25 protein-coding genes and 4 tRNA genes are annotated in these 26,472 nt (G+C 61.5%); 19 read left to right on the top strand and 10 right to left on the bottom strand.

Translation table 11 applies throughout. The features are described 5' to 3' along the window. Positions 1–48: 48 nt before the first annotated feature. Positions 49–1,176, top strand: a complete 1,128-nt coding sequence (locus KI797_RS18200; protein ID WP_226170471.1) for a CobW family GTP-binding protein — start codon at positions 49–51, stop codon at positions 1,174–1,176. 74 nt (positions 1,177–1,250) lie between these two features. Continuing rightward, complete coding sequence (gene mdtD / locus KI797_RS18195) at positions 1,251–2,648, top strand: multidrug transporter subunit MdtD (RefSeq protein WP_226170469.1); 1,398 nt, start codon at positions 1,251–1,253, stop codon at positions 2,646–2,648. 16 nt (positions 2,649–2,664) lie between these two features. Here the strand turns inward: mdtD and KI797_RS18190 are convergent, their stop codons facing one another. The 3 genes from KI797_RS18190 to folB form a co-directional block, all read right to left on the bottom strand. Next, positions 2,665–3,150, bottom strand: a complete 486-nt coding sequence (locus tag KI797_RS18190; RefSeq protein WP_041206799.1) for a YbaK/EbsC family protein — start codon at positions 3,148–3,150, stop codon at positions 2,665–2,667. Between the two features lie 105 nt (positions 3,151–3,255). Further along, a complete protein-coding gene (gene folK / locus KI797_RS18185; protein ID WP_226170466.1) occupies positions 3,256–3,765 on the bottom strand; it encodes a 2-amino-4-hydroxy-6-hydroxymethyldihydropteridine diphosphokinase in 510 nt (169 codons plus the stop codon). Next, positions 3,765–4,136 carry a dihydroneopterin aldolase gene (gene folB, locus KI797_RS18180; RefSeq protein WP_161507549.1) on the bottom strand — a complete coding sequence of 124 codons (372 nt, stop codon included), beginning with the start codon at positions 4,134–4,136 and terminating at the stop codon, positions 3,765–3,767. Before folB ends, folK begins: the two co-directional genes overlap by 1 nt. Positions 4,137–4,307: 171 nt before the next feature. Here folB and plsY point away from each other — a divergent pair, with 171 nt between their 5' ends. The 8 genes from plsY to KI797_RS18140 all read left to right on the top strand — a co-directional run bounded on the left by plsY (position 4,308) and on the right by KI797_RS18140 (position 9,162). Next, complete coding sequence (gene plsY / locus KI797_RS18175) at positions 4,308–4,970, top strand: glycerol-3-phosphate 1-O-acyltransferase PlsY (protein ID WP_182788815.1); 663 nt, start codon at positions 4,308–4,310, stop codon at positions 4,968–4,970. A gap of 47 nt (positions 4,971–5,017) precedes the next feature. Beyond that, positions 5,018–5,093: transfer RNA gene (locus KI797_RS18170), tRNA-Phe, on the top strand. A gap of 52 nt (positions 5,094–5,145) precedes the next feature. After that, positions 5,146–5,221, top strand: a tRNA-Thr gene (locus tag KI797_RS18165). A 3-nt stretch (positions 5,222–5,224) separates the two neighbouring features. Then, positions 5,225–5,300: transfer RNA gene (locus tag KI797_RS18160), tRNA-Phe, on the top strand. 45 nt (positions 5,301–5,345) lie between these two features. Further along, positions 5,346–5,421, top strand: a tRNA-Asn gene (locus KI797_RS18155). A 252-nt stretch (positions 5,422–5,673) separates the two neighbouring features. Further along, positions 5,674–6,693 (top strand): OmpA family protein, encoded by a 1,020-nt coding sequence (locus KI797_RS18150; protein ID WP_226170463.1) that lies wholly within the window; start codon positions 5,674–5,676, stop codon positions 6,691–6,693. 305 nt (positions 6,694–6,998) lie between these two features. Continuing rightward, positions 6,999–8,342: a potassium channel family protein gene (locus KI797_RS18145; RefSeq protein WP_182787485.1), complete on the top strand. Its 1,344-nt coding sequence runs from the start codon at positions 6,999–7,001 to the stop codon at positions 8,340–8,342. 220 nt (positions 8,343–8,562) lie between these two features. Continuing rightward, positions 8,563–9,162 carry a Yip1 family protein gene (locus tag KI797_RS18140; RefSeq protein ID WP_025328417.1) on the top strand — a complete coding sequence of 200 codons (600 nt, stop codon included), beginning with the start codon at positions 8,563–8,565 and terminating at the stop codon, positions 9,160–9,162. A 107-nt stretch (positions 9,163–9,269) separates the two neighbouring features. On the opposite strand, the gene KI797_RS18135 is transcribed toward KI797_RS18140, so the two are convergent. Then, positions 9,270–9,602 (bottom strand): hypothetical protein, encoded by a 333-nt coding sequence (locus KI797_RS18135; RefSeq protein WP_226170461.1) that lies wholly within the window; start codon positions 9,600–9,602, stop codon positions 9,270–9,272. A gap of 376 nt (positions 9,603–9,978) precedes the next feature. Here KI797_RS18135 and KI797_RS18130 point away from each other — a divergent pair, with 376 nt between their 5' ends. Continuing rightward, on the top strand, positions 9,979–11,484 hold the full coding sequence (locus KI797_RS18130; RefSeq protein ID WP_317841564.1) for a histidine-type phosphatase: 1,506 nt from the start codon (positions 9,979–9,981) through the stop codon (positions 11,482–11,484). Positions 11,485–11,546: 62 nt separating this feature from the next. On the opposite strand, the gene KI797_RS18125 is transcribed toward KI797_RS18130, so the two are convergent. Further along, entirely contained in the window at positions 11,547–12,413 is an 867-nt protein-coding gene (locus KI797_RS18125) for an EamA family transporter (RefSeq protein ID WP_226170457.1), read from the bottom strand. A 105-nt stretch (positions 12,414–12,518) separates the two neighbouring features. Here KI797_RS18125 and KI797_RS18120 point away from each other — a divergent pair, with 105 nt between their 5' ends. After that, on the top strand, positions 12,519–12,977 hold the full coding sequence (locus KI797_RS18120; protein WP_226170455.1) for an Lrp/AsnC family transcriptional regulator: 459 nt from the start codon (positions 12,519–12,521) through the stop codon (positions 12,975–12,977). Between the two features lie 97 nt (positions 12,978–13,074). Here KI797_RS18120 and KI797_RS18115 read toward each other — a convergent pair whose 3' ends face one another. From KI797_RS18115 to treR, 4 genes are all read right to left on the bottom strand, one after another. Next, positions 13,075–13,695, bottom strand: a complete 621-nt coding sequence (locus KI797_RS18115) for a sugar O-acetyltransferase (RefSeq protein ID WP_182787494.1) — start codon at positions 13,693–13,695, stop codon at positions 13,075–13,077. Next, positions 13,695–15,359, bottom strand: coding sequence for an alpha,alpha-phosphotrehalase (gene treC / locus KI797_RS18110; protein WP_226170453.1), 1,665 nt, complete (start codon positions 15,357–15,359; stop codon positions 13,695–13,697). The genes KI797_RS18115 and treC overlap by 1 nt, the downstream gene beginning before the upstream one ends. A gap of 83 nt (positions 15,360–15,442) precedes the next feature. After that, the gene (gene treB, locus KI797_RS18105) at positions 15,443–16,873 is read right to left on the bottom strand and encodes a PTS trehalose transporter subunit IIBC (protein WP_182787498.1); all 1,431 of its coding nucleotides are present in this window, start codon (positions 16,871–16,873) and stop codon (positions 15,443–15,445) included. Between the two features lie 186 nt (positions 16,874–17,059). After that, complete coding sequence (gene treR / locus KI797_RS18100; protein WP_182787500.1) at positions 17,060–18,007, bottom strand: trehalose operon repressor TreR; 948 nt, start codon at positions 18,005–18,007, stop codon at positions 17,060–17,062. Positions 18,008–18,144: 137 nt separating this feature from the next. Between treR and KI797_RS18095 the strand changes: the two genes are divergently transcribed. Then, the gene (locus KI797_RS18095) at positions 18,145–19,095 is read left to right on the top strand and encodes an AEC family transporter (RefSeq protein ID WP_005323502.1); all 951 of its coding nucleotides are present in this window, start codon (positions 18,145–18,147) and stop codon (positions 19,093–19,095) included. A 4-nt stretch (positions 19,096–19,099) separates the two neighbouring features. Here KI797_RS18095 and KI797_RS18090 read toward each other — a convergent pair whose 3' ends face one another. Beyond that, positions 19,100–20,395 (bottom strand): PTS sugar transporter subunit IIC, encoded by a 1,296-nt coding sequence (locus KI797_RS18090; RefSeq protein WP_161507869.1) that lies wholly within the window; start codon positions 20,393–20,395, stop codon positions 19,100–19,102. Positions 20,396–20,658: 263 nt separating this feature from the next. Between KI797_RS18090 and KI797_RS18085 the strand changes: the two genes are divergently transcribed. The 6 genes from KI797_RS18085 to KI797_RS18060 all read left to right on the top strand — a co-directional run bounded on the left by KI797_RS18085 (position 20,659) and on the right by KI797_RS18060 (position 26,459). After that, positions 20,659–20,964: a PTS sugar transporter subunit IIB gene (locus KI797_RS18085; RefSeq protein WP_161507538.1), complete on the top strand. Its 306-nt coding sequence runs from the start codon at positions 20,659–20,661 to the stop codon at positions 20,962–20,964. Positions 20,965–21,004: 40 nt separating this feature from the next. Then, complete coding sequence (locus KI797_RS18080; protein WP_226170451.1) at positions 21,005–22,330, top strand: PTS sugar transporter subunit IIC; 1,326 nt, start codon at positions 21,005–21,007, stop codon at positions 22,328–22,330. A 53-nt stretch (positions 22,331–22,383) separates the two neighbouring features. After that, complete coding sequence (locus KI797_RS18075) at positions 22,384–23,769, top strand: glycoside hydrolase family 1 protein (RefSeq protein ID WP_226170449.1); 1,386 nt, start codon at positions 22,384–22,386, stop codon at positions 23,767–23,769. A gap of 73 nt (positions 23,770–23,842) precedes the next feature. Next, complete coding sequence (gene chbA / locus KI797_RS18070; RefSeq protein WP_025328403.1) at positions 23,843–24,154, top strand: PTS N,N'-diacetylchitobiose transporter subunit IIA; 312 nt, start codon at positions 23,843–23,845, stop codon at positions 24,152–24,154. An 11-nt stretch (positions 24,155–24,165) separates the two neighbouring features. Beyond that, complete coding sequence (locus tag KI797_RS18065) at positions 24,166–25,095, top strand: ROK family protein (protein WP_226170446.1); 930 nt, start codon at positions 24,166–24,168, stop codon at positions 25,093–25,095. A gap of 224 nt (positions 25,096–25,319) precedes the next feature. Continuing rightward, positions 25,320–26,459 carry a carbohydrate porin gene (locus tag KI797_RS18060; RefSeq protein ID WP_226170444.1) on the top strand — a complete coding sequence of 380 codons (1,140 nt, stop codon included), beginning with the start codon at positions 25,320–25,322 and terminating at the stop codon, positions 26,457–26,459. Positions 26,460–26,472: the final 13 nt, after the last annotated feature.

Here is a 26,472-nt window from a genome sequence, read left to right as displayed (position 1 = left end):
AGACACCCGCGTACTCATCACCCTGCCGCTCAGAAGGGAGTCATCGAGATGACAGATATGCAAGACACCCGAATCCCCGTGACCCTGCTGACCGGCTTTCTCGGCAGCGGCAAGACCACCTTGCTCAATTACTGGGTCAAGCAGCCGGAGCTCGGCGAGTGCGCGGTGCTGATCAACGAGTTCGGCTCGGTGGGGCTGGATCATCACCTGGTACAACAGGTGGATGAGCAGGTGGTGTTGCTCGATTCCGGCTGCATCTGCTGCTCGGTGCAGGGCTCCCTGGTGGAGGCGCTGCAGGGGCTGTTTATGAAGGCTATCCAACGGAAAATTAAGCCTTTCAAACGACTCATCATAGAGACCACCGGTCTGGCGGATCCGGCCCCCGTGCTCTTTACCCTGCGCGAAGAGGGCTTTATCGCCCAGCGCTACCGCTTCGATGGCACCGTCACAGTGGTGGATGCCGGTCATATCGAGCAGCAGCTCGGCCAGCAATACGAGGCGGTGAAGCAGGTGGCGCTGGCGGATCTGCTGGTGGTGAGCAAGGGGGATCTGGTGGACGGCGAGCAGCTGGCTCGGGTCGAAAGCCAGCTGGCGGCCCTCAACCCGGCGGCCCCCATCCAGCAGGTCACCAATGGCGAGCTGTCGCCAGCGGTGCTGGATAAGCTTGGCGCCTACAACGAGGCGGCGGGGCGTGACATGCGCCAGCTGCTGGCCTGGCTGCGCACAGAAGCCCCCAAGCAGGGGCTGGCCTCGCCGATGCAGCCAAAGATGAAGCCGTTCGCTGCCAAGGTGGGTACCGCTGCGCCGACCCATTTCGAGCATGGCAACATCGAGAGCTTCTCCCTGCGCATCGGCGAGCCGCTCAAGCCGTCCCACCTGCTGGCTGCCATCGACGCGGTGCAGGGGCGGTATGGCGACGCCCTGCTGCGGCTCAAGGGGATTTTGCAGCTGGAGGGAGAGAGCCAGCCGGTGGTGATCCACGGCGTCCACGGCCAGCTCTATCCGTTGCAGGCGCTGGGGGAGTGGCCGGAGGGCAAAGCCCAGTCCAGGCTGGTGTTCATCGTGAAGAGTCAGGACAAGGCGGGCATAGAGCGACTCTTCATGGAAACGCTCAAGGCCCCGGAGCCCAGCCTGGAAGAGCAACTCAGGGCCATGCTCGGCCAGCCGGATGCCTGATATGCTGATCTGACCCGCCCAGTCTGCAAACCTGAGTGCGGGTCTTTTTCTATCTGAAGAAGAGGTGACAGCTCATGCCTGAAAGCGCACAGATGGTGACCCCTGCCCAACGCAAATGGCTGCCCTGGTTGACTGCGGTCGGTTTCTTCATGCAGACGCTGGATGGCACCATCCTCAACACCGCCTTGCCCAACATGGCCGAGACCCTGGGGGAGAGCCCGCTGCAGATGCAGTCGGTGGTGATCGCCTACATGCTGACAGTGGCCCTGCTCATTCCCGCTTCCGGCTGGCTGGCGGACCGATTCGGCACTCGCCGCATCTATCTGGCCGCCATCCTGCTGTTTACCCTGGGGTCGCTCGCCTGTGCAGCCGCCAACACCCTGCCGATGCTGGTGGCTGCCCGGGTGCTGCAAGGGGTGGGCGGCGCCCTGCTGATGCCCATAGGACGCCTTGCCGTGCTGCGGGTCTACAGCAAGCACGAACTGCTGCGGGTGATGTCCTTCGTCACCATTCCCGGCCTGGTGGGGCCGCTGATCGGCCCGGCCCTGGGGGGCTGGCTGGTGGAAGTGGCGAGCTGGCACTGGGTGTTTCTCATCAATCTGCCGGTGGGAATACTCGGCTTTATCGCGAGCTGGTACTTCATGCCGGACTTGCGGCAAGGCACGGCCACGTTCGACTGGCAGGGATTTGTGATGTTCAGCGCCGGCATGGTGCTGGTGTCGGTGGGTTTGCAGGGGCTGGGGGAGCACAGCATCTCCACCGGCTGGGCGCTGTTTGCCCTGCTGTTTGGTCTGGCCGCCATGGCCAGCTACTGGCTCTATGCCGCCAATGCCGAGGAGCCGCTGTTCAGTCTGGCGCTGTTCAAGACCAGCACCTTCGCCATCGGCATCTGGGGCAACCTGTTTGCCCGCCTCGGCAGCGGTGCCATGCCTTTCCTCACCCCGCTGTTTCTGCAACTGGGGCTCGGCTTCTCGCCGAGCAAGGCGGGGATGACCATGATCCCCACCGTGTTGGGGGCCATGCTGACCAAGACGCTGGTGAACAGGTTGATCCCGCGCATCGGCTATCGCCGCATCCTGATCGGCAATACCCTGGCACTCGGGGCCATGATCGCCAGCTTCTCCCTCATCGACAACCAGGTGCCCTACGGGGTGTTGCTGGGTTGGCTGGCGGTGTTCGGCGCCATCAACTCGCTGCAGTTCTCCGCCATGAACACGCTCACACTGCAAGACTTGAGCGCCGAGCACGCCAGCAGTGGCAACGGCTTGCTGTCGGTTGTAATGCAGCTCTCCATGAGTCTTGGGGTGGCCATCGCCGCCAGCCTGCTCGGGCTCTTTTCCGCCGGACTGCCGGCCCAGGATAGCGAGCGCTGGCTCGGCGGCTTCCACCTCACTTATCTGTGCATCGGTCTGATGTCCATGCTGGCGGCGCTGATCTTTGCCCAACTGGCGAGGAAGGAGAGCAGGGAGTAAAAGCCAGGGGTAGATGTCAGGCCTGGGCGGGCAGGTAGCTGACCTGGCAGGGCAGACGCGCCAGCAGGCTGGCAAGATGTTCGGTAGCCAGCAGCAAGGTCAGCTCGGGGTGGCCCGGGGTCCAGGTGAAAGCGTGATGGGCCAACAGGGCCGGATCCACCAGCAGCGGGATATCGGCGTGGGGCAGGAAGGGGCAGACGGCCCCCGGCAGGCAGCCGATCTGCGCCTGCATCTCCTCGGCGCTGCAGATGGAGGGCTTGGCACCGAGGATAGCCTTGACCGCCTTGCTGTCGAGCCGCCCCTCCCTGTGGGTCAGCAACAGGGCGAAGCGGCCATCCTTGAACTTGAGAAACAGGGTCTTGCTGAACTCCGCCTGCCAGCCGAGGCGGGCCTTGACCCGCTCGTCGGTGGCGTAATCGAGGATGGGTTCGTGCTCATAGCGCTGGTGGGGCAGCTCGGCCAGCAGCCGGCAATTGAAGTCATGGATAGTGTCGAGTGGCATGGGGGTCTCCTGTGTCAGGGTCATGCTGCCAGCCGCACCGGCCCGGGCCCAATCATCCTTTCTGATGGCGGATAAGCGACAAGGGCACCGAGGTGCCCTTGTCGATCAGTGCGGCTGCAGGTCGACCGCATCCCAGTGGAAGGGAATGGGGCTGAGCCGCTGGGAGGCCTTGTCGTAGATATTCCACAGCTCGCCCAGGGGGCGGCCATCGACGGGATGGCGCAGGGCGGGGGCCAGCTCCGCCAGCGGCCAGAGCACGAAGGCGTTGGTGAGGATCTCGCCGCGGGGCAGTACCAGGGGCGCCTCACAGACCAGATCGCCATAGAGCAGCAGATCGAGATCCAGGGTGCGGGGGGCGAACTTCTTGGCATCCGGCTCGCGGCCGTGGGCGAACTCCATGGCACGCAGACGCTGGCACAGGGTCGCCAGCGGCAGGTCAGTGTCGGCGCCGACCACCAGGTTATAGAAGGGGCGGCCATTGAAGCCCACCGCCTCGCTCTCGAATACCCTGGAGACAGCAAGCTGCCCAAACTCAGCCTGCAGGGCGTCGAGTCCGGCTCGGATGTGGTGCTCCCGTTCTATGTTCGACCCCAGGCTGATATAGATGCGGGTCATCAGCTGGCGCTCGCGACCGGGGTGCGGTGACGCAGGATCTCGACCCCAACCCCGGCGGCATTGGGTACGGCGCCCGGCTTGGTCAGGGTGACCTTGACCCACTGCACCCGCTCGTCGGCCAGCACCAGGGCGGCCACTTGCTCGGCCATGGTTTCGACCAGCTCCACTACCTTGCTCTGGGCGTGATCACAGATCTTGCGGGAGAGGGTGGCGTAATCCAGCGCCAGATTGATATCGTCGGTTGCGGCGGCGGGTCGGTTGTCGAACCCCATCTCGAGATCGAAACAGAGCTTCTGGCGAATGCCCTTCTCCCACTCATATACCCCTATGGTGGTCAAAACCTCGAGTCCGCGAATAAACACCTTGTCCATGACAGTACTTCTTCTTTACTCTTGATGGGCTGTGAAAACAGCGCAGGGATGCAGGCCTGGCAAGCCGATTGCCGCTGGCGGCCGGTTTGGGCGACACGCTTTCGGGCAAGCCCAGACCAGAGAATGTGGCCCGCATCATACCCCATTCATATCGTGGTAAAAACGACCAAGATGACGGCCCTGACGATTTTGATGATTATTCTGGCCTATCTGGGCGGCTCGATGTCCAGTGCCGTGCTGGTTTCCCGCCTCACGGGTCTGCCGGATCCCCGCGACCATGGCTCCCACAACCCGGGGGCGACCAATGTGCTGCGCCTCGGTGGGCGCATGGCGGCACTCATCGTCCTGTTGCTCGACGTGCTCAAGGGCATGGCTCCCGTCTATCTCGCCTGGTATCTGCAGATCAAGCCCGTCTATCTCGGTTTCATCGGTGTCGCCGCCTGTCTGGGTCACATGTATCCCATCTTCTTCCACTTTCGGGGCGGCAAGGGGGTCGCCACGGCGCTCGGCACCATGCTGCCCATCGGCTTTGCCATGGGGGGCGCCGCGATCGCCACCTGGTTGCTGGTGCTGCTGGTGAGCGGCTACTCTTCACTGGCCTCCATCGTTACCGTGCTGCTGACGCCACTCTTTACCTACCTGCTCAAACCGGAATATACCCTGCCGGTCTCCCTGCTCTCCTGCCTCATTCTGGTTCGCCATCACGAGAACATCACCCGCCTGCTCAGGGGCGAGGAATCCCGGCTCTGGGGCCGCCGGGGAGCGGCTTCCCCCACAGAAGTGATAAAAATGAGTGATGCTGCGCAAAAAAGAGACGAACGAGACGAAAAGTGAAATTTCCCGTTGACCACCTGCCCTAAAATCCGTTTAATAGCGCCCACGCCCAGATAGCTCAGTCGGTAGAGCAGGGGATTGAAAATCCCCGTGTCGGCGGTTCGATTCCGTCTCTGGGCACCAATATTTTGGTGCCATGAAAGAAAATTTTGTTCATGCACAACGATTTAAGTGTGCCGGCTTAGCTCAGTAGGTAGAGCAACTGACTTGTAATCAGTAGGTCACCAGTTCGATTCCGGTAGCCGGCACCATTTGCCCAGATAGCTCAGTCGGTAGAGCAGGGGATTGAAAATCCCCGTGTCGGCGGTTCGATTCCGTCTCTGGGCACCACCATCAAGGCGATGAGATAGCGATATCTGGTCTCCGATAGTTAATTCCTCCTTAGTTCAGTCGGTAGAACGGCGGACTGTTAATCCGTATGTCACTGGTTCAAGTCCAGTAGGAGGAGCCAATTAAAAAGATCCCTGTCGCAAGACAGGGGTCTTTTTTTATGGTCTCGCATGCGTATATCCGCCGTCGGGATGCGCTCGCCAGGATGTTGGCCACAATGGCTTAACGGAAAGCTGAAAGTGCATTAAAAACAGGCAGTAAATGCATCATAAATGGTCTCGCTGCTTAAGCTCCTGTACAAGAACTGGTCGTTACAATGGTGCTCATATAGAACAAGGGCTGCAAGCCCGCAACTAGCATCGACGAGGCTGTGATGAACTTAAGACTGACACCTGTATGGATTGCATTGGCATTGGCTGGCACGGTTGCTCACGCAAGTGACGACATCTACTTCGGTGCCGGTGTCGGTGCCGCTCACTTCAATGGCCTGAACAAGGTAGAAGGCGTTGAGAGTGGAACCGAAGACGCCTTCACCGGCAACCTCTTCATGGGTTACAACTTCAACGAAACGTTCGGTGCCGAACTGGGTTACCAGTACGCTGGCCGGGGCAATACCAACGGTGGCATCAACAACAACGCCTACGAAAATCAGGGTGCTACCCTGTCCGGTATCGCCCGTCTGCCGCTGGGAGAGGATTTTTCCCTGTTTGGTGAAGCGGGTGCCTACTGGTCGCACACCCACGGCTTTGGCGTGACGGATTCCCGCGTGTCGCCGCTGGCTGGCGTCGGTCTGACCTACAAGTTGAACGATGCCCTGGATCTGCAGGCGCGCTATCGCTACATGTGGGACGTGGCTGATTTGACCACTTACACCGGTGAGCAGTACAAGTCCAACCAGAGCGTGGCGACGCTGGAAGCGGTATATCACCCGTTCCGCACCTCCTACGTTGAGCCTGTTGCTGCTCCGGTCGTTACAGAAGCGGCTCCCGTGGTTGTCGAGAAGAACTTTGCCCTGAACTCCGACGTGCTGTTTGCCTTTGGCAAAGCCGAGCTGAAGGCTGAAGGTGTCGAGGCTCTGGATAGTCTGTACAAGCAAATCGTTGAATTCCAGCCCAAAGACGGCAGCGCCATCGTCATTGGTTACAGCGATCGCATCGGTTCCGAGGCTTATAACCAGAAGCTGTCCGAAGCCCGTGCCCGCACCGTGGCCGACTTCCTGGTCAGCAAGGGTCTGGCCACCAGCAAGATCGCCATCGAAGGCCGTGGTGAAGCTGACCCGGTCACCGGCACCCAGTGTGACGGCGTCAAGGGCAAGAATGAGCTAATCACCTGCCTGGCACCGGACCGCCGTGTCGAAGTCCGCGTCTCTGGCGTGCAGGAAGTGCAGCAATAAGCCGACGCCGCTAGGTGGATGTGAAGAGGGGATGCCATGGCATCCCCTCTTGTTTGTCGGGCTTGCGCTTCGCAGACGGGTAAAACCATCTGTCACGACGTCTGGTGCCCGATCCTTCTGCAATCGCTCGAAAATGTGTCGAACCCTTCCTCTTATACCTTCCCTGTCAGTGAGTTACAGCCATCATCTTGCCTAGTATGATGGCGTGACGAGCCTGTGTCCCGTCATCCCGGTCCGGGCGTGCGGGCTTCTGATCCCCTCCCTCGACATCCCGAAGCGGGACAAATCCATGACAGAGGTAATCTATGAATGCGACAGAGCTGTGGCAGCTTTCTCCCGAGCAGTTCAACGAGTGGCGGCGGGAGAATGACTATCCATTGATTTGGACATTGCTGGTGGCCTCGCTACCTCATTTCGGCGACTGGATGACAGAGCAGAAAATAGAGAAAAGCGTCATCTTCCAGATCGGCATCGCCCGTTTCATCAGCTCGCGATCCGTGCTCAGCCTCTGCGTCTACATGAGCGATGACAAGATAAGGCTGTATGAGACTGCCTCGAGTGCTCTGGAGTCCCTGCGCAAGAGCGGCCTCATCCGCTCCGAATCCCGCTTCGAGCCTTACTGCATGTGGCTGGCCGGCAAGTACGGCAAGGATGAGGTGAAACGGGTGCAGAGCCTGCTCTCCGTTTCCGAGAACAACAAGGGGGAGGCCCAGGTGCTGGGCAAGCATCGCCTGCTCAACATCGGCGGCGTCGAGCTCAAGAGCCCCATCATCTCCGGCCGGCTGCTCGACTTCACCTGCCTGGACGAGCTCTCGCTGGACGGCGCCGTCAACAACTCCAAGGTCTATCTGTGGCACTGCTCGGCCAAGGGGGTGAGGGTCAACGGCGGGGTGATCGGGCTCGATCTGTTCGATTCCTTGCTGTGGGACCACAGGGCCTGGGCCAAGAAGCGGGAGCTGGCGCTGGAGGACGGGGTGTTTCAGGACTTCACCATAGAGTGCGAGGAGATCCGCTTTCACTCCTCCCGGGCCGTGCTGAAAAACTTCAACGTCAGTGCCAAGAACTTCGATGCCACCATGGAGCACACCAATCTGGACAAGGTGCAGGTGGTCTACAACGAGAATGGCCGGATCGATCACAACGAAGCCAGCAAACTTTACCGCAATGCCAAGCGACTCTTCTCCAGCGTGGGGGACACCGTGGATGCCGGTGAATGCTACTACAAGGAGAAGCTGCACGAGATGAAATCCCTGGCGCGTCCAAGGGAGCTGTTCAGGGAGCGCTGGTTGCGCAGCGGCTTGATGAAGAAGGGGTGGCTCTCTCTGCTGTGCTACCTCAAGTGTGCCGGCAAGTTTGTCAGCTTCATCACCTGGGGATTTGGCGAGCGGCCCATCAGAAGTCTGCTGATGTCGATGGGGGTCATCCTGTTGGCAACCCTGACCTACTTCCTGGCGCCGGAGTCCGTGACCCATGGCCATCTGGGGCGCTCCCTCTACTTCAGCATAGTAACCTTCGTGACCCTGGGTTACGGTGATATCTCCCAGACCTCCTCTCCCCTCCAGCTGTTGTCGGCCATAGAGGCGTTCTGCGGCATGTTTCTGACCGGTCTCTTCCTCGCCGGCTTTGCCTCGAAAACCAAGCAGTACTGACGACCAGGCTGGCGGTGGGGGGCAGCCAGCCCCGCCGCCAGAGGCTGAACGTCCATCGATCCCCCTTCTTCCTTGACGCAGCGGTAGTGGAGCGACTTTATTTAGAGTCATCGATCGCGATCGCGATGGATGGCGCGGCAAGCGTTGTACGAGAGAAACACACAGGGGAGCGAGAGCGGTATCGAACAGTCCACAATCGAAGCATAGAAGGAATAACGCTATGATATTGAATCACTTATGGGGATTGTATGCGCATCCTCACACCGAATGGCATACCATAGACGAGCGGCATGACAGTTTCCGAAACAGTCTGACCCATATCCTGATCGTGGCCCTTATCCCCCCCATCTGCGCCTATTATTCCGCCGTACACATCGGCTGGAGCATTGGTGTCGGGGATCCCATCACCCTGACCGCGAACAGCGCTCTCATGCTGTCGATAGCCATGTACGTGACGCTCATCATCGGCGTCCTCGCGCTCTCCTATCTGGTGCACTGGATGGGTCACACCTTTGGCTCGGATCCCAGCTACACGACGTCGCTCGAACTCGCGGCCTACACCTCCACACCGCTGTTCATGGTCGGCTTCTCCGCGTTCTTCCCGCACCTCTGGTTCGTGATGATCATCGGACTCATCGGACTCAGCTACTCGGTTTACCTGCTCTATGTGGGGGTGCCTATCCTGATGCACATTCCCAAGGAGCAGGGGTTCATCTATGCCAGCTCCGTGGTCACGGTCGGCCTGGTGTTGCTGGTCTGCGTGCTGGCAGCCACGGCCATTCTGTGGGGATCCGGTTTTGGTCCCGTGTTTACCCAGTAGTCAGCAAGCCGGCAGAAACGACAAGGGCGCCATCATGGCGCCCTTGTCGTAGTACTGGCTCACGCATCTCTGGTTGAGGCAATCCGACGGGGCTGCCTCAACCAGTATCAGCGCGGGTTGCCGCTGCCGATGCCGAACGGGATGCGGTAGTCACTGCTCTGATCCCCGAGGCTCAGGGTCAGCCTGCCCTGGGTGCGGCTCGGGATCTGCACCTGCTGGGTGCCCATCAGGTTGGCGTGGACGGAAGCCACCACATCACCAGACTCGTCGCGTACCTCCAGCATGGGGTTGGCATTGCCAGCGATAGCCGCACTGGTATGCCAGTTCACGAACAATACACCAGGAGCGGCATTGAAGTCGGCGGGGACGGCAGCCTGGGCAACACCGGCACTCATCAGGCCTGCGACGGCCAGCATCTTGATTACATTTTTCATGTTCATTCACTCTCTTGATTTTTATGTCATTGGCAAGGCCGGAGAGGCCCGCATCAACGCATCCTTGCAAGAGGTTATTCAAATAATATGCAGTTCTTTTTCTGACATCAGATACCCACTTTAGGGGGCACAGTCCGGAACGACCTGTTATTTGGCGGCTTGGCTATCCTGCCTAAGCGATGTATGAATGGTAATCAGGATATTGAGCGGTTGTTAGCGAGATAAACTGGCCTAGATGTTCAAAAAAAATGAACAAAATATAAGCGAGTGACCGCCCCAGACTCCAGGGGGTGAGCCGATACGGCCATAGAAAGCGGCGATTGACACCGGATTGTCATCTGAAGCGCTTAAGGTGCAACCTTATTTTCAATATGGTTCAAGGATGACTATGTTCCGTCTCTCTTCCCTCACCCTCGCGCTCTCTGCCGGTCTGGCCATGACACTGCTGACCGGTTGCAACTCGGATAACGACTCCTCTTCGGCCACCGGGTCCGACTACCAGTACAGTACCAAGGCTGTCTATGTCGCTCGCCAGGATGCGGACAGTTATGAAGTGGCGCCAGCCGGCTTCACCCCCGTCTTCACCGAACTGGTTGCCCGACATGGCTCCCGTTCCCTGTCCAGCCCCAAGTATGACGTGCTGACCAAGCAAATCTGGGATGCGGCTTCCCGGCAGGGGGCCCTGACCGATCTGGGTCAGAAGCTCGGCGCCAAGGTGGACGCGGTCACCGCAGCCAACCGGCAATTGGGCTATGGCCTGCTCTCTGCGGTCGGCAAGGAGGAACATGCCCTGCTGGCGACCCGCCTGGCCGAGCGGCTGCCGGCCCTGCTCGGCAAGGGAGGTGTGCCCGGCTGTATCCGGGTCGAGACCTCGGGCAAGGACAGAGCCAACGAGAGCGCCTACTACTTCATGGAGAGCCTGGCCAAACGGGTCGATTTCATCACTGACAGCAAGGCTTGTTACGTGAGCCAGCAGAACCCCTCCGAGATCGACAAGGGGCTGCGCAACAAGTTCGAGCTCTACTTCCACAAGACGGAGCCGGAAGGGGATTACCTCCAGTACCTGCCCGCCTTCCAGGCCTATATGGCGTTCGTCGGGGATGAGGAGGAAGGCGTGTCCCCGGCGCCCGAGCTGAGCGAGGCGCTCGGTGGCCTCAAGACCCTGCCCCAGACCCGGGTGATGGCGCGCGAGATGCTTGAACGCCTCTACAGCACGGCGTTCGTCGACGAGCTGGCTGCCGGTGTCGAATATGTGGCGGTGAACCCGGAAGATGGTGACAAGACCTATGTGCGTGACGAGGTGGATGCCGCCCTCATGCTCTACAACCTCTTCATCATTGGCCCGGGGATGATCCGCGAGGCGCAGGCGCAAGGGGCGCCCTGGGAGCTGGAGCAGTTCATCACCCCGGAGGAGTCGGCCTGGTTCTCCTACCTCTCCGATGCCGAGGACTTCTACGAGAAGGGGCCGAGCCTTGCCAGCCAGCGCGCTACCTACGCCGTGGCACAGCCCCTGCTCGACGGCCTGTTCGACGAGGTGCAGACCCAGGTGGTCGAAGGGGCTGGCGAGCACGTCGCCAAGCTGCGCTTTGCCCATGCCGAGACCGTGATCCCGCTGGCGGCACTGATGCAGCTGGAAGGCAGCCGTCAGAGCGCCCAGCCTGGCGTGCTGATGAGTCAGGCCAACAACGAATGGCGCGGCGGCTGGGTCTCTCCTTATGCGGCCAACATCCAGTGGGACGTTTATCGCAACGACGCAGGCCGGGTGCTGGTGAAGATGCTCTACAACGAGAAGGAGCTTGCCTTCAAGGCCGGTTGCTCTCCCATCGCGGTTGGCAGCTTCTTCTATGACTTTGGCGAACTCAAGCGTTGCTACGGTTATCCGTCCTGACACCCGCCCCTTGCCTTTGATAGAGCGGGCCTGTCATCACAGGCCCGCTCTGTTTGGTGGCGTCACACTGGGTCGACGCCTCGTCGTCCCCCATGCCAGGTGGTGCCCATGGATGCGGCTATGATGGCGGCTATCCCGAGCCACTGGGTCGGAGGCAGTTGCTCCCCCAGCCACAACAATCCCATCAGGGCGCCCATGGCGGGCTCGCCGCTGGTCAGAATGCCGTAACTCTTGAGCGGCAACCGACGCAGGGCAAACATCTCGAGGGAGTAGGGAATGGCACTGGAGAGCAGCCCCACCCCGGCGATGGTCAGCACCACGGGGAGGGTGAAAGTGACCTCGCTCGCACCACCGAGGCCGAAGGGCAGCACCAGCAGGGTGCCCACCCACATGCCCAGCGCCGGCGCCTGCGCCCCCAGCAGGGCTCCTGCCCGCTTGCCGGTCAGCATGTAGAGCCCCCAGAACACCCCGGCCCCGAGCGCCAACGCCGCCCCCAGGGGATCGAGGGTCTGTTCGGCCGCCCGCAGCGGCAGCAACAACAGCAGGCCGACGATGGCCAGCGCCAGCCAGAGGAAGTCTACCCGATGGCGGGAGCCGAGCAGCGCCACCGTCAAGGGGCCGATGAACTCGATGGCCAGCGCCACGCCGAGGGGGATCCGCTCGATCGCCAGATAGAAGAGCAGGTTCATGGCCCCGAGCGACAGCCCATAGGGGATGGCTCCCAGCAGGGTGCGCCGATCGAGGGGCATTCGCCAGAGATGAAACACCAGCGAGAGGAGCAGTGCGGCGCATCCCAGTCGGAACAAGGTGGTACCGGCAGCCCCGATCAGGGGGAACAAGGACTTGGCCAGCGAGGCGCCGAGGGTGATCGACAGCATGGCGAGGATGACCGCCAACAGGGAGGAGAGGGTGGTGTCGTTTGGCGGCATCTCGTTCAAACCTGAGCAGGAAAAGGGAAGTAAAATATATCTGGCGATAGCCGTAATCTCGGTCTAAAACTGGACCTATTCGATAATTTTTATCTCTCTATCCCCATGACCGATAAATTTGACCTGCTCATCCTCGCCGAGCTGCAACAGGATGCCCGTCTGCCCACGCCGGAGCTGGCCCACAGGGTCGGTCTTTCCGCCCCTGCCTGCTATCGCCGCGTTCGCGCCTTGCGGGAGTCGGGTCTCATCGAGCGGGAGGTGGCGTTGGTGGCCCCGGCCACCATGGGCTGGCCCATCACCATGCTGGTGCTTGTCACCCTGGAGCGGGATCACGGCCGTATCGTCGATGAGATGATTGGTGTTCTGAAAGGGGAGCCTGAGGTGATGGACCTCTGGTATGTGACGGGGGAGCAGGACTTCGTGCTGCAGGTCGCCGCCAGGGACATGGCGAGCTACGAGCAGTTCACCCGGCGGGTGCTGCATGCCAGGGAGCAGGTGCGCAGCTTCAAGACCCTGGTGGTCATGGGGCAGCACAAGCGTTACGGCGCCTTGCTGCCAGGGTGAGGAAAGAGGAGGGTGCAGCCACCTTTCCCGGAATCAAAGGAGCGCGAAGGGGCCGTCAGAAAAACTAAAAGGGACAGGTACTACCTGCCCCTCTGTGTCAGTCGGGCTCCCCAGCAGCCAGCTCCTCTGCCGTCATGGGCCGCAGCACCCGGCAGGGGTTGCCGGCCGCGACCACCCCCGCCGGTACATCCTTGGTCACCACGGATCCCGCCCCGATGACGCTGTTGTCCCCTATGGTGACGCCGGGGCAGATGACGACGCTGCCCCCAATCCAGACGTTGTGGCCGATGCGCACCGGCTTGCCAAACTCCACACCCTTGATGCGTGGCGCCACCGCCACCGGGTGGGTTGCGGTGTAGATCTGCACCCCGGGGGCCAGCAGCACGTTGTCGCCGATGTGCACCTCGCAGACGTCGAGGATGGTGCAGTTAACGTTGGCGTAGAAGTTCTCTCCCACGAAGATGTTGGCGCCATAGTCGCAGAAGAACGGCGGATTGATGGCGCACGCTTTGCCACGGCCGCCCAGCAGTTCATGGAGCAGGGCATCGCGCGCCGGCTTCTCCTGCCAGCTGGTGTTGAAGCTGTGATAGAGCCTGCGGCAGCGCTCCCGCGCCGCCCTGAGTTCGGGGTCACCCGCATCATAGGGCTCCCCCGCCACCATCTTCTGCCACTCGGGGCAACGCTCGGCTGCCTGCTGCGCTGTGATTGTCTCAGCCATCATTGATCCATCAACCAGATCAGGGATTCGTAAGGGCGCAGCTCGCAGGATTGCGGGTGGGCAGGACTGTCGGGGTAATTGCCAAGCAGCAAGCGGCCTTCACCGGTTTGTAGCTCGGCGGGTAGCGTAAACTCCACCGGCTCGCCGTAGAAGTTGCTCACCACCAGCAGTGTCTGGCCGTTGGCACTGCGGGTATAGGCCCAGATTTGCTCATTTCCCGCCAGCAGCTCCTGATAATCCCCCTGCGTGAAGATGGGGTGCGCCTTGCGAAGGGCGATGAGATCCCGGTAGTGCCAGAACACCGAGTCCGGGTCGGCCAGCGCCGCCTCGGCGTTGATCTCGGGGTAGTTGGCGGCGGGTTTGAGCCAGGGCGAACCTTGGGTGAAGCCTGCGTTGGGGGCCGCGCTCCACTGCATGGGCGTGCGGGAGTTGTCTCTGGACTTGGCCGCCAGAATGGCGAGGATCTCGGCCTCGCTCATCCCCTCCGCCTGCTTGATGGCGAAGATGTTGCGGCTCTCCACATCCTGATAGTCGTCGATGCACTGATAGCCGGGGTTGGTCATGCCGATCTCCTCCCCCTGATAGATGTAGGGGGTGCCCTGCAGCCCGTGCAAGGTGCTAGCCAGCATCTTGGCGGCCACCACCCGATGTTCACCCTCATCACCGAAGCGAGAGACGATGCGCGGCTGATCGTGGTTGCACCAGAACAGCGCCGACCAGCCCTTGCCGTGCATACCGCTCTGCCAGTGGTTGAAGATGCGCTTGAGCTCGAGGAAATCGAACGGCGCCTTGGTCCACTTGTCGCCGTTGGGGTAATCCACCTTCAGATGGTGGAAGTTGAACACCATGGAGAGCTCGGAGCCGTCCAGCGCGCCGTAGCGCTGGCAGTGCTCCAGCGACGTGGAGGACATCTCCCCTACCGTCATGGCGCCCACGGGGGCGAAGACGTCGCGGCTTATGTCCTGCAGGAATTCGTGGATGCGCGGCCCGTCGGTGTAGAAGCGGCGGCCATCCCCCACCTCGTCGTTCGGGAACGCCTGATCCTTGGAGATGAGGTTGATGACGTCGAGACGGAAACCGTCGACCCCCTTCTTGGCCCAGAAGTGGATGATGTTTTTGACCTCGGCGCGCACGGCCGGGTTTTCCCAGTTGAGATCCGCCTGCTCGCGGGCAAAGAGGTGCAGGTAGTACTGACCGGTGGCCGGGTCCAGCTCCCAGGCGCTGCCGCCAAACTTGGATTGCCAGTTGTTCGGTACGCCGCCTTCTACCGGGTCTTTCCAGATGTAGTAGTCGCGATAGGGGCTGTTCTTGTCACCCAGCGCCGACTTGAACCAGGTGTGCTCGGTGGAGGTGTGGTTGACCACTATATCCATCACGATGCGGATGCCGCGCCCGTGGGCGGCGGCCAGCAGCGCCTCGAAATCTTCCATGGTGCCGTAGGCCGGGTCTATGGCCAGGTAGTCGGCGATGTCGTAGCCGTTGTCCACTTGGGGGGAGATGTAGACAGGGGTCAGCCAGAGGGCGTCGATGCCGAGGGTCTTGAGGTAGTCGAGGCGGGCCATGATCCCCTTGAGATCGCCGGTGCCACGGGCGCCGGAGTCCTGAAAGCTCTTGGGGTAGATCTGGTAAATCACGGCGCTTTGCCACCAGGGTGTCTGTGTCATGGTTGGTTCGCTCATTGGTTGAAACTGATTGGAACAGGGCAAAGAAAAAGGGCGGAGCCAGGGCTCCGCCGATGTTGTGTGGATCAGGCCGTGGCCAGATCCAGCTTGCCGGCAGCCTGCTGGCGCTTGTAGACCAGCAGGGTCAGCACCACGGGCACCACTATGGCCACCAGCATGGCGACGGCGTAGATGCCCCAGTATTGCGGCTGGATGGAGAGGATGCCCGGCAGGCCCCCTACCCCGATGCCGTTGGCCATCACCCCGGCGAAACCGCAGATGAGGGCCGCAAGGCTGGAGCCCACCATGGCGCACAGCATGGGGAACTTGTACTTGAGATTGATGCCGTACATGGCCGGCTCTGTCACCCCGAGGTAGGCAGAGATGGCGGCCGGGACCGAGATCTCCCGTTCGTTCTCCTTGCGGCTGATCAGGATGATGCCGACGACCGCCGAGGCCTGAGCTATGTTGGAGAGCGCGATCAGTGGCCAGATGGGGGTGCCTCCCATGCTCTGCATCAGCTGCAAGTCCACCGCGTTGGTGGTGTGGTGGATGCCGGTGATGACCAGGGGCGCATAGAGGAAGCCGAATAGGGCCGCGCCGATGGGGGCGAAGGAACCTGTCATGGCGGCCTTGGCAGCGAAACCGACACCCTCACCAATCCAGCGACCGAACGGGCCGATAAAGGCGTGGGCCACGATCACCGCCAGCAGCAGGGAGATGAAGGGCACTATTACCAGGTAGAGGTAAGCCGGAATGATGCGCTTGAGGTTGGTTTCCACCCAGGCGAGGAAGACACCCGCCAGCAGGGCCGGAATAACCTGGGCCTGATAGCCCACCTTCTGGATGACGAAGAGGCCGAAGTCCCACACTTCCGGGGTCTGCTGACCGATACCGTAGGCGTTCATCAGCTGCGGCGAGACCAGGGTGATGCCCAGCACTATGCCGAGAATCTCGGAGCCCCCCATCTTCTTCACCGCAGACCAGCAGACACCCACCGGCAGGAAGTGGAAGATGGCCTCACCCAGCAACCAGAGGAAGGCGTGGACCTGGGCCCAGAACTGGCTGATCTCCACCAGAGTATGGGTCCCGTCATCGAACATCTTGATGTCGCCGATGACGTTGCGAAAGCCCAGGATCAGGCCGCCAGTGATGATGGCGGGCAGCAGGGGCACGAAGATCTCCGCCAGGTGGGAGATGCCGCGCTCCAGCGGATTCATGTTGTGGCGGGCCGCCTGCTTGGCGGCGTCCTTGCTGGCGCCGCTCACCCCTATTTCCTGGGTCAGCGCCTTGTACCACTGATCCACCTCGTTGCCGATCACCACCTGGAACTGGCCGCCCTGGGTGAAGCTCCCCTTCACCGAGGGTATGGTCTCGATGGCCTTGGGGTCGGCCTTGGCTGGGTCGGCCAGCACGAACCTGAGTCGGGTCAGGCAGTGGCTGACGGTGGTGATGTTGTCCTTGCCGCCGATCCGTTCGATCAGCTGTGCCAGATGTTGTGTGTTGACTTTTGACATGAGCCTTCCCTCTGTGACTCCATGAATAATGGTCGTGTCTTTGCCGGCTGGCCAATGACCGCCCGCTTATTGGTATCGTTCCCAATCAGCATGAGGCCAGTGGTCGACATCAGCAATGGGAACGTTCCCAATTCGTGGCGCTGGTCACAAAAAGCGCAAAACACCGAGAATGGAGGTAAAGATAGACTACAGGGGCTGACAGGGAGCTATGGTGGCTCTGGGGGGCTGCCCCTCTTCAATCTGATCGAGCAGCTGTCTGGCGGCCAGGATACCGGCGTCCTTGTAGCCGAAATCCAGGCTGAGGGTGTTGGCAAACAGGAAGGTGAGCATGGGATTGCTGCCGAGGCCGCTCACCAGGATGTCGGTGCGACCCTGCTCCTGCAGGTATTTGGCGGCGCCTATGGCCAGGGTATCGCTGGCGCAGACCATGGCCTGGATGGTGGGGGTGACCAGCTCGGCCGCCAGCCGATAGCCGCTTTGCAGACCGAGATCCCCGAGGGCGCTGCGGGGCGTGCGCCCCTGCTCCCGACAGTAGTCGAGATAGGCCTGGTGCCGGCGCAGCCCCGTGGTGAGATCGTTGCGTTCGACCCCCAGATAGGCCACCTCGTCGATGCCTCGTCCCCTGAGATGATCGAGCACGGCCCGCACCGCCCCCTCGTCATCGTAACAAACGGACGAAAACCCGGGGTGCTCGCGCACCATCAACACCAGCTTCTCCTTGAGCGCCGCCATGGCGGCGTAGTCCAAATCGTTGAAGGCAAACAGGATGATGCCGTCCACCCCGCGCCGCTCCAGCACCGCCAAGTGCTCGCTCACCTTGGTGGGGGAGAACTTGCTCTCCATCAGCACGGCGTCGTAGCCGCGGGCGTAGAGGGTCTCCAGCATGCCGCGCACCGCCTGGTTCTCCGAGCTGGAGTCGAGGCGTGACACCACTATGCCGACCACCTGCTGGCTCTGGCTGCGCATGGCCCGGGCCGACTTGCTCGGCACGAAGTCGTGCTCTGCGATCACCGCCTCGACCCTGGCTCTGGTCTGGGCGTTGACCCTGGGATCCTGATTGAGCACCCGGGAGACGGTCGACTTGCCGACCCCGCTGAGGCGAGCGATATCGAGGATGGTCAGTTTCTTTTCCATGGGGGATCCGTGACAGGGGAGGGCGACAACCGGGATGCAGACATTGTTGTGATTAAGTCCTGTGAATACAAGCCCATGGCGTTAGAATGCCATTTTTGCCCAGGCGACTCCCCTCGCCATTGCACAGGACGCGCATCATGGATCTGTTGGCAAGTCTGCACTTCTCCCTCTCCATCACGGGCCCCATCTGTCTGGTGCTGGTGCTCGGCATCTGGCTCAAGCGGCTGGGCCTCTTGCCTGACAGCTTCGTCGAGTCCGCTTCCCGCCTGGTGTTTCAGGTCACCCTGCCCGCCCTCTTGTTTCTCAGCATGGTGCGCACCGACTTTTCCACCATGCCTAGCCCCTGGCTGATCCTCTACGGCCTGCTCGGCACCCTGGCCGGTTTTCTGGTACTGGAGCTGCTGGCGGCCCGCTTCATCAGCGAGCAGAAATTGCGGGGCATCTTCGTGCAGGGCAGCTTTCGCGGCAACATGGGGATCATGGGGCTGGCCTACGTGCAAAACGCCTACGGCCCGGAGGGGATAGGCGCCGCCGCCCTGCTGGTGGGCTCCATCACAGTGCTCTACAACATCCTCGCGGTGATCACCCTGACCCGCAGCCTGGGGGGCGGAAAAGGGATCAGACCCATCCTCAAGGGGATTGTCAGAAATCCCCTCATCATCGCCATACTGGCGGCGCTGCCGTTCGGCCTGCTCGGCATAGAGTTGCCCCAGCTGGTGATCACCACGGGCAACTACTTCGCCAACATGACACTACCGTTGGCGCTGCTCTGCACCGGTGCCAGCCTCAACCTCAAGGCCCTGCGCGGCGGCGCCATGCTGACCGGCTGGGCCACCGCCAACCGTCTGTTCTGCATTCCCGTGCTGCTGGTGCTGGGAGCCTGGGCGCTCGGTTTCAACACCCAGGCCCTCGGCATCCTGTTTCTCATCAGCTCCACCCCCACCGCAGCCGCCAGCTATGTGATGACCCGTGCCATGGGGGGCGACAGCGCCCTGGCGGCGAACATCATCGCCACCACCACGCTCGGTTCGCTGGTGACCACCAGCCTGGGGGCGGCGCTGATGAACTATCTGGGGCTGATGGGATAGCCCTTCAGCCCAGCCGCTCGCGTTCCTGCTCCAGCACCATCTTCTCGTGGGCCAGGAAGAAGGGGCGGTAGAGCACATAGCTGTTGAGGATGCAGACCAGGCTCATCAGGCCATTGCTCCAACTGCCGTTGGCCGCCCAGGCGGCGCCCAGCGGGGAGGGCATGGACCAGGGCAGCAGGGCGATGAACTTGTCGAGGAAACCCCACTGGGTCAGCTGCCAGGCGATCACCGCATTGATCAGGGGAACGCCGATAAAGGGCAGGAAAAACAACGGATTCATGATGATGGGAAAACCGAACAGCAGCGGCTCGTTGATGTTGAACATGGAGGGGATGAACCCCAGCTTGCCCACCGACTGGATGGAGTGGCTGCGGCTGCGCATGGCCATGAACACCAGAGGCAAGGTAGTCCCAATCCCCCCGATCAGCAGGTAATAGTCCCAGAACCCTTGCAGGAAGATGTGGGGCAGGGGCTCACCCGCCATCAGCGCGGCCTGGTTGGCGCTCACCCCGGCCATCCAGAAGGGTGACAGCAAACCGGTCACTATAAGGGCGCCGTGGATCCCCATAAACCAGAGCAGATGGGCAATCAGCAGGGTGATCAGCAGGGCTGGCAGGGTGTCGGCACCCACGATCAGGGGTCGGAACAGGGCGGCCATGAAGTCCGGCAGGCTGATCCCGAACTGCTGCTGCAACCAGAGCCGCAGCAGGCTCAGCGAAAGCATGATGAACAGCAGCGGCACGATCAGCTGAAAGCCTCGCCGCGTCATCACCGGCACCTCATCCGGCATCTGGATGTACCAGCCTCGGCGATAGAAGAACCGGGTCACCTCCACCGAGTAGAACGCCATCAGCAGGGCCGTGAAGATTCCGGCGCCCCCCAGATAACCAAAGACACCGGGCTGCAGCGAGCGAAAGTCGATCAGCATCAGGAACGCCATGCAGCCCCCTAGACCGCACAGACGCTCGGGCATCTCGTATGCCTTGGCGAGGCTGGACGCCGCGCCGAAGGCGATGATCAGTGCCACCAGCCCCAGGGTGTGGGAGTAGACGGGAAACAGGAAGGGATGCAGCTCCCGCGCCAGCCAGTGCAACCACTGCCCGAAGGCGTGCGGCGTGTCGGGGGCGATGGGAGGATAGAGAATGGGGACCAGCAGGCTGCCGACGATGACGAAGGGCATGGCCAGCTGAAAACCATCGCGCAACGAGAGCACATGGCGACTGCGGGTCAGCCAGTTGGCAAACGGTACCATGCGCTGCTCTATCATGCCGACCAGCATTGCCATCCATTGCAGATTCATCACGTTATTCGGTTCCTTGTCATCCTGATACCCCTTGTCATTACGGGGCTTGGACGCCATTTTGACGGCTTTGCGGTTTTGTTTCCGTAATATCCGCGACCATTTTGCCATTTCATTACCTCGCTCACACTTCCCGACCCTTTGAATCGGAAAATGCCGATCCCGCTCACACATCAATGGATTTAATTTGGAAACCGGTTTCCAAATTAAATCCATCCGATCCAGAATGCGCCATCCGTTACGAACGTCTGGAGAATCGGGAAATGAAAAAAATCATGTTGTGCTGCTCTTCCGGCATGTCCACCAGCCTGCTGGTCAAGAAGATGAAAGAGGAGGCGGACAAGCGGGGATTGGACGCCGAGATACAGGCCTTCGGGGCGGCAGAGTTCGATCTGCAGATGCCTAACTACCAGGTCGTGCTGCTCGGGCCCCAGGTCAAATACATGCAGGCCGAGCTGCAACAGCGGGCCGCGGCCCACGGCGTACCGGTCGACACCATCAACATGATGGATTACGGCATGCAACGGGGTGACAAGGTCCTCGACCACGCCCTCACCCTGATCGGCTGATGCGCAGACCCCAACCAGTGAAAGTCACAAGGAAACCTTCATGAACACCCTTTACGAGCGTTTTGTCAGTACCATAGAGAACCGGGTCAGCCCCCTGGCCGGGCGGATTGGCCAGCAAAAATATGTGCAGGCAATCCGTGATGGCTTCATCGCCGCCTTGCCCTTCATGATCGTCGGCAGCTTCATGCTGGTGTTCATCTTCCCCCCCTTCTCACCCGAGACCCAGTGGGGCTTCGCCCGCGCCTGGCTCGACTTTTCAGCTACCTATCAACCGCAGCTGCTGCTGCCGTTCCAGCTGAGCATGGGGCTGATGACCCTGTTCATCTCGGTGGGGATAGGGGCCAGCCTGGCCCGCCAGAACGGGCTGGATCCGGTCACCACGGGTCTGCTCTGCCTGATGTCCTTCATGCTGGTGGCCGCGCCGGTCAAGGATGGCGCCATCTCCATGCAGTACTTCTCCGGCCAGGGGATCTTCACGGCCCTGATCACCGCCATCTATGCGGCCGAGGTCTATGCCTTCCTCAAGCGCAACAACATCACCATCAAGCTGCCGCCCCAGGTGCCGACCGGCGTCGCCCGCTCCTTCGAGGTGTTGATCCCGGTGCTGGTGATCATCCTGACCCTGCATCCCCTCAACCTGCTGCTGGAAAACAGCACCGGCATGATCCTGCCGGAAGCCATCATGTCGCTGGTCAAGCCGCTGGTGGCCGCCTCCGACTCCCTGCCTGCCATGCTGCTGGCGGTGCTGGTGTGTCAGATCCTCTGGTTCGTCGGGATCCACGGTGCCCTCATCGTCACCGGCATCATGAACCCGTTCTGGATGGCCAACCTGGCCAGCAACCAGGCCGCCATGGCGGCGGGTGAGGCGCTGCCCCACATCTTCCTGCAGGGCTTCTGGGATCACTATCTGCTGATCGGCGGCGTCGGCTCCACTCTGCCGCTGGCCTTCCTGCTACTGCGCAGCAAGGCGGCGCATCTGAGATCCATCGGTAAGATGGGCGTGGTGCCGGGCCTGTTCAACATCAACGAGCCTATCCTGTTCGGTGCCCCCATCGTCATGAACCCTGTCTTCTTCCTGCCCTTCATCCTGGTGCCGATGATCAACGCCACCCTGGCCTGGTTTGCCCTGGATCTTGGTCTGGTGGAGCGGGTGGTGTCGCTCACCCCCTGGACCACCCCTGGCCCCATCGGTGCCTCCTGGGCCGCCAACTGGGCCATCAGTCCCATGGTGCTGAGCCTGCTGTGCATGTGCTCCGCCGCGGCCATGTATTACCCCTTCCTGAAGGCCTATGAGCGCACTTTGCTCAAGCAGGAAGAACGGACTGACTCGAAAGAACCGACACTGGCGGCCGTTGCCAGCCGTTGATTGCCTGCGGGGCCGCCAGGCGGCCTCTTTTTTCAAGCTTGGAGTAACACGAGATGCAATACCGTTTTCCTGAACAGTTCTGGTGGGGCAGCGCCTCGTCTGCCGCCCAGGCGGAAGGTGCCAGCCAGCAAGGGGGCAAGGCGCCCACCATCTGGGATCACTGGTTCGAGCAGTCCCCCCATCGCTTCCATCAGCAGATTGGGCCGGCGCAGACCTCCGGTTTTTATGAGCATTTTCGCGATGATATCCGCCTGCTGAAGCAGCTGGGTCACAACAGTTTCCGCACCTCCATCGCCTGGTCGCGGTTGATCCCGGCGGGACGGGGAGAACCCAACCCACAGGCCGTCGCCTTCTACGACGCCATGCTCGACGAGCTCAAAGCCGAGGGGATAGAGCCCTTCATCTGCCTGTTCCACTTCGACATGCCGATGAGCATGCAGGCGCTGGGTGGCTGGGAGAGTCGGGAGGTGGTCGCCGCCTACGCCGAGTTTGCCGACACCTGCTTCAGGCTGTTCGGTCACAAGGTCAAGCACTGGTTCACCTTCAACGAGCCGATCGTGCCGGTGGAGGGGGGCTACCTCTACGACTTCCACTATCCGAACGTGGTGGATTTTCGCCGCGCCGCCACTGTGGCCTATCACACCATGCTGGCTCATGCCACGGCGGTGCAGCGTTACCGGGCCCTCGGTCAGGATGGCCAGATCGGCATCATCCTGAACCTGACCCCCTCCTATCCGCGCTCACAACACCCGGCAGATCTGAAGGCGGCCAACATCGCCGACCTGATGTTCAACCGCAGCTTCCTGGATCCGGCGGTCAAGGGGGAATACCCCGCCGAACTGGTCGAACTGCTGCGCGAATACGATCAGCTGCCGGTCTGCGAGCAGGGGGACAAGGCCCTGCTGGCGGCGGGCAAGATCGACCTGCTGGGGGTCAACTACTACCAGCCGCGCCGGATCAAGGCGCGCAGCCACGCGGTCAACCCTGCCAGCCCCTTCATGCCGGAGTGGTTCTTCGATTACTACGAGATGCCGGGCCGCAAGATGAACCCGCACCGGGGCTGGGAGATCTACGAGCAGGGGATCTACGACATCCTGGTCAACCTGCGCGACCACTACGGCAACATCCCGAGCTACATCTCGGAGAACGGCATGGGGGTCGAGGGGGAGGCCAAGTTCAAGGGCGAGGATGGCCAGATCCAGGATGACTACCGCATCGGCTTCATCCGGGATCACCTCATCTGGCTGCACAAGGCGCTGGAAGAAGGCTGCCAATGCCGGGGTTATCACCTCTGGACCTTCATCGACAACTGGTCCTGGAGCAACGCCTACAAGAACCGCTACGGCTTCATCGAGCTGGAGCTGGAGAGCCAGACCCGGCGCATCAAGAAGAGCGGCCAGTGGTTTGCCACCGCCGCCCGCGAGCATGGCTTCGACTGATTATTCCGCCAGCCGACCCGTATAAAGAAAGCGCGCCAGCCCAAGGGCCGGCGCCCATCACCAAGGAGTGTGTATGTTCGATCTGGAAGAGACAGTCATGGGTCTCATCATCAACGCCGGCATGAGCCGCAGCCTCTGCTTCGAGGCGCTGCGCCAGGCCAGGGCCGGCCAGTTTGCCGAAGCAGATGATCTGTTGCGCCAGGCCGCCGAGGCCGCCAACGCCGCCCACGCGGTGCAGACCCGGCTGATCGAGGCGGATGAGGGGGAGGGCAAGATCCCGGTCACGCTGATCCTGGTGCATGCCCAGGATCACCTGATGACCGCCATGCTGGCCCGGGAGCTGGTCACCGAGCTCATCGAGCTGCACCGCAAGCTGGCCGCCTGAGGAAGACGATCATGTTGCGACTCGGACTCGACATCGGCGGCACCAAGATCGAGGCTCAACTGCTCGATGGCCTGGGCGTCAGCCTGCTGTGCAAGCGTATCGCGACCCCGACCACGGGGTATGGCGATTTCCTGGTGGCCATCACCGACCTGGTGAACGAGATACGCCAGGAACTGGATGGCCCCTTCACCATAGGCATAGGGCTGCCCGGGGCCATCGACCCGCAGACGGGGCGGATCAAGAATGCCAACTGCCTGTTTCTCAACGGACAAGACCTTAAAGGAGACTTGACCAAGGCGCTGGGCCAGCCGGTGTGGCTCGTCAATGATGCCGACTGTTTCGCCCTCTCGGAGGCCGTCGACGGGGCGGGAGAGGCGGGCAGGGTAGTATTCGGCATCATCCTCGGCACCGGCTGTGGTGGCGGGCTGGTGGTCAATCGCCAACTCATCGTCGGCCCCAACGCCATCACCGGAGAGTGGGGGCACAATCCGCTGCCGGGTTACGATCCGGCCCGTGACGGTCCGGCTCAGCCCTGCTACTGCGGGCGCGACAACTGCATCGAGCGGTTCGTCTCCGGCACTGGGTTTGCCGGCCGGTTCGTGGAGCGCCACGGCCGAGGACTGTCGCCGATCGGTATCATCACGGCCGCCGCCGAGGGGGATGTGGAGGCCGAGGCCCACTATGACCACTTCATCCAGGCTCTGGCCCGCAGCGTCGCCAGCCTGATCAACGTGCTGGACCCGGATGTCATCGTGCTGGGAGGAGGTCTTTCCAACATAGATCGCCTCTATCTGGATTTGCCCCAGGCACTGACGCCCTACCTGTTTTCGGATCGCTGCATCACCCCCATGGTGCCTGCCCGTTACGGGGACAGCAGCGGAGTTCGCGGCGCCGCCTGGCTGCCGAGCTGCGTCGAAGGAGCCACCACATGGGCCATCTGAACCATGGCCGCAGGGAGAGCGCCGACTCGCCTCCCCCGGCAGGCGACGCCTGTCAGGGGCTGAGACACTGCCTCGGGCCCTAGCCCCACCCGATTTGATCCATGCCCTTTGCCCCACATTGCGTCGCGATGGGGGAAAGGCATGCCCGAATTTGTCCTCCTCTCGGGGAGGCAGATAAATAAGTGCTTGTATATCAAAAACATAAAACTCAAGGAATGATAATAATGAAACTGACAAACCTGTCCGCCCGGCTCTTTGCCATCCTGGCCCTGAGCACCCCTTTCATGGCCAGCGCCGTGGTGGAAACCAACACGGACTTCGGGCGCCTGAGCCTGGGGGGCGATGCGGAGATCAACCTGAACGCGTCCAATACCACCCGTGGCAACGTGCTGGGGCAGACCAGCGAGACTCGCACCGATCGCTGGGACGAGGACGGTCGCCTGCTGCTGAACTTCCTCGGAGTGCGAGAATTGGAAGACGGTCGCTACGGCCAGATCCAGATCCAGCCCACCATAGGCACCAACGGTGGAGCCGGTGCCGATGACGCCTATCTGGGATTCGGCCAGCGCAGCAACTGGGGGATGAAGGTCGGCCGTTTCGAGGCCTATGACATGTTCCCGCTGGGTCAGGACATCTTCGTCGAGCACTCCGGTGACAGCGCCAACGACCTCTACTCCGATGGCAATGGTTATGTCTACATGCTGAAGGAGGGTCGTGGCCGGGCAGGAAAGGGCGGCCAGCTGCTGCTGAACAAGGAGACAGGCAACTGGTACCTGGAGCTCTCCAGCCTGATCGGGGACCGCACCAATCTGTTTGCCGGCCAGCAGTACCACGGCTATGCGCTGACCAAGGCCAAGGACTCCATCATCGTGCGTCCCGTCATCGCCTGGAAGGGGGAGAACCTCAAGGTCGCTCTGGGGGCCGAGGGCAACGTGATCAGCGACGCCATCGTCACCAGCGATGACGTCTCGGTGTCCGATCGCATGGGTTACGGCCTCACCACCAGCTGGACCCAGGACGCCCTGATCATCAACGCCAACGCGGCCCGCATGGACGCCGAGGATGAAACCGATACCACCCTGGGCGCCAACCTGCTCTGGCACAATGCCGGCCTGGGTTACATCTATGCCATCAACGACATCAGCAGCGCCAATCTGAACAACCCCAACGCCGACTTCGGCAAGATGGTGGGCAAGCACACCATCAACACCGTCTATGCCTCCTACAAGATCCCGAGCGTGCTGGATCTGGATAACTTCGACATCTATCTGGGGGCCTACTGGTCCCAGCTGAATGTTGACAGCGCCGAGGTGGACAACATCGACCGTTATGGTGGCCGCGTGCGCTTCAAATACTTCTTCTGACCGCCGGGGTCAG

It is taken from the genome of Aeromonas media (genome assembly GCF_020423125.1).
GTDB classification, from domain to species: domain Bacteria; phylum Pseudomonadota; class Gammaproteobacteria; order Enterobacterales; family Aeromonadaceae; genus Aeromonas; species Aeromonas media.
This window is presented reverse-complemented; position numbering and strand designations above follow the sequence as displayed.

Bases quoted from the DNA above. Each gene is read 5' to 3' on its own strand.
- folK (WP_226170466.1), bottom strand. From the start codon at position 3,765: ATGACCCGCATCTATATCAGCCTGGGGTCGAACATAGAACGGGAGCAC.
- KI797_RS18085 (WP_161507538.1), top strand. From the start codon at position 20,659: ATGAAAAAAATCATGTTGTGCTGCTCTTCCGGCATGTCCACCAGCCTG.
- KI797_RS18135 (WP_226170461.1), bottom strand. From the start codon at position 9,602: ATGAACATGAAAAATGTAATCAAGATGCTGGCCGTCGCAGGCCTGATG.
- KI797_RS18140 (WP_025328417.1), top strand. From the start codon at position 8,563: ATGATATTGAATCACTTATGGGGATTGTATGCGCATCCTCACACCGAA.
- KI797_RS18200 (WP_226170471.1), top strand. From the start codon at position 49: ATGACAGATATGCAAGACACCCGAATCCCCGTGACCCTGCTGACCGGC.
- treR (WP_182787500.1), bottom strand. From the start codon at position 18,007: ATGGAAAAGAAACTGACCATCCTCGATATCGCTCGCCTCAGCGGGGTC.
- KI797_RS18150 (WP_226170463.1), top strand. From the start codon at position 5,674: ATGAACTTAAGACTGACACCTGTATGGATTGCATTGGCATTGGCTGGC.
- KI797_RS18130 (WP_317841564.1), top strand. From the start codon at position 9,979: ATGACTATGTTCCGTCTCTCTTCCCTCACCCTCGCGCTCTCTGCCGGT.
- KI797_RS18190 (WP_041206799.1), bottom strand. From the start codon at position 3,150: ATGCCACTCGACACTATCCATGACTTCAATTGCCGGCTGCTGGCCGAG.
- treC (WP_226170453.1), bottom strand. From the start codon at position 15,359: ATGACACAGACACCCTGGTGGCAAAGCGCCGTGATTTACCAGATCTAC.
- KI797_RS18090 (WP_161507869.1), bottom strand. From the start codon at position 20,395: ATGAATCTGCAATGGATGGCAATGCTGGTCGGCATGATAGAGCAGCGC.
- plsY (WP_182788815.1), top strand. From the start codon at position 4,308: ATGACGGCCCTGACGATTTTGATGATTATTCTGGCCTATCTGGGCGGC.
- KI797_RS18115 (WP_182787494.1), bottom strand. From the start codon at position 13,695: ATGGCTGAGACAATCACAGCGCAGCAGGCAGCCGAGCGTTGCCCCGAG.
- KI797_RS18065 (WP_226170446.1), top strand. From the start codon at position 24,166: ATGTTGCGACTCGGACTCGACATCGGCGGCACCAAGATCGAGGCTCAA.
- chbA (WP_025328403.1), top strand. From the start codon at position 23,843: ATGTTCGATCTGGAAGAGACAGTCATGGGTCTCATCATCAACGCCGGC.
- KI797_RS18060 (WP_226170444.1), top strand. From the start codon at position 25,320: ATGAAACTGACAAACCTGTCCGCCCGGCTCTTTGCCATCCTGGCCCTG.
- KI797_RS18145 (WP_182787485.1), top strand. From the start codon at position 6,999: ATGAATGCGACAGAGCTGTGGCAGCTTTCTCCCGAGCAGTTCAACGAG.
- KI797_RS18080 (WP_226170451.1), top strand. From the start codon at position 21,005: ATGAACACCCTTTACGAGCGTTTTGTCAGTACCATAGAGAACCGGGTC.
- treB (WP_182787498.1), bottom strand. From the start codon at position 16,873: ATGTCAAAAGTCAACACACAACATCTGGCACAGCTGATCGAACGGATC.
- folB (WP_161507549.1), bottom strand. From the start codon at position 4,136: ATGGACAAGGTGTTTATTCGCGGACTCGAGGTTTTGACCACCATAGGG.
- KI797_RS18125 (WP_226170457.1), bottom strand. From the start codon at position 12,413: ATGCCGCCAAACGACACCACCCTCTCCTCCCTGTTGGCGGTCATCCTC.
- KI797_RS18075 (WP_226170449.1), top strand. From the start codon at position 22,384: ATGCAATACCGTTTTCCTGAACAGTTCTGGTGGGGCAGCGCCTCGTCT.
- KI797_RS18095 (WP_005323502.1), top strand. From the start codon at position 18,145: ATGGATCTGTTGGCAAGTCTGCACTTCTCCCTCTCCATCACGGGCCCC.
- KI797_RS18120 (WP_226170455.1), top strand. From the start codon at position 12,519: ATGACCGATAAATTTGACCTGCTCATCCTCGCCGAGCTGCAACAGGAT.
- mdtD (WP_226170469.1), top strand. From the start codon at position 1,251: ATGCCTGAAAGCGCACAGATGGTGACCCCTGCCCAACGCAAATGGCTG.